The sequence below is a fragment of the Oscillatoria sp. HE19RPO genome (assembly GCF_024220515.1).
Classification (GTDB): domain Bacteria; phylum Cyanobacteriota; class Cyanobacteriia; order Cyanobacteriales; family Laspinemataceae; genus Laspinema.
The window spans coordinates 1-1,038 of sequence record NZ_JAMXOT010000467.1 but is presented as its reverse complement, the minus strand read 5'-3'; the positions used below and the strand labels follow the sequence as shown (position 1 = coordinate 1,038).

General features: G+C 45.6%; 2 protein-coding genes. Both read left to right on the top strand.

The window, feature by feature from the left end; translation table 11 throughout:
* Positions 1-297 precede the first annotated feature (297 nt).
* On the top strand, positions 298-612 hold the full coding sequence (locus NG833_RS29645) for a hypothetical protein (RefSeq protein WP_254568856.1): 315 nt from the start codon (positions 298-300) through the stop codon (positions 610-612).
* A gap of 133 nt (positions 613-745) precedes the next feature.
* A complete protein-coding gene (locus NG833_RS29640) occupies positions 746-922 on the top strand; it encodes a hypothetical protein (RefSeq protein ID WP_254568855.1) in 177 nt (58 codons plus the stop codon).
* The last annotated feature ends 116 nt before the right edge of the window (positions 923-1,038 follow it).

Sequence of the window (1,038 nt, the reverse complement as noted above, 5' to 3'; positions counted from 1 at the left end):
TGATCTGTACGAGAGTCCGATAGTTATCCCAGCGTCATCCCAGAGTTATCCTCATGGGGTCCCCGGGTCATCCCCGGGTCATCCCCCGGTTATGCCCCGGGTATCCTGCGAGTATCCTGCAAATATCCTCGGGTTATGCACTCATCATTCCCCTCGCATAAACCGAGCATCACCGGGTCATGACCCGGGCATAATCGACCTATACCCAAAATCTAGCCACGGCTTCAGTTCAATATTCCCGGGGTCTCGAATTAATCCCGTCCTGAGTCAACACAATCAAGTCAGGGGGAAAGGATTATGAACCCAGAATATAGACGCCGATTTCAAGGGACCCCAGAAGACTTTCACCGTTTTGAAGAGGCGATGAAATCTGAAGGGTTAGAAGTCGTTTTAGAGTCGGCTATCCCCGTTGAATCACAAGGGAGTGAGTTCGAGTTTACTGCAATTCAACTCATCACAATTTTGCGATTATCCGAGGCGCTCGCTAAACTATTGCAATGCTCAACAGAAGAAGTGCACGCTACTTTTTTGAGTGCCGCTTGCAATGAAGCCTTATCGCTTTCTCATCATGAGAAATTAGCCATTGTTAATCATTTTTACTCCAAGCGATGAGAATTGACAGTTGCATTTTGATGGGAGATAATCCCTCCATTTGCAATTCTCTACTGTCTTATACTTTTAGCCTGAAACATTTGCAGCGTATTTGTCATGCATTTGTCATACACTCGACTGAAGTAAAATTCTGATGAAAGATTACAACCCTAGAAAAGAATCTCAATTCCCCTGGTTTGTCATCTCGACAGATGATAAGGGTTTAGAAGTGATTCATGCTCAACTTGCTAAAAGAAAAGAATGCGATAATGTTTTGTGCGCTTTCCGTCGCCTCTACCCTAACCGCCAGGGCTATTTCATTCTAATGTAAAACTTGATAGAATAACAGAGTAATCTCACTCTCGGAGTCAGGTCAAGATGTCCCAGCTCGCCATCGTTGAAGTATTTGCCCAGCTAGAGGATTGCCGTCGTCAAGCCGGAAGGCGG

Bases quoted from the DNA above. Each gene is read 5' to 3' on its own strand.
- NG833_RS29645 (WP_254568856.1), top strand. From the start codon at position 298: ATGAACCCAGAATATAGACGCCGATTTCAAGGGACCCCAGAAGACTTT.
- NG833_RS29640 (WP_254568855.1), top strand. From the start codon at position 746: ATGAAAGATTACAACCCTAGAAAAGAATCTCAATTCCCCTGGTTTGTC.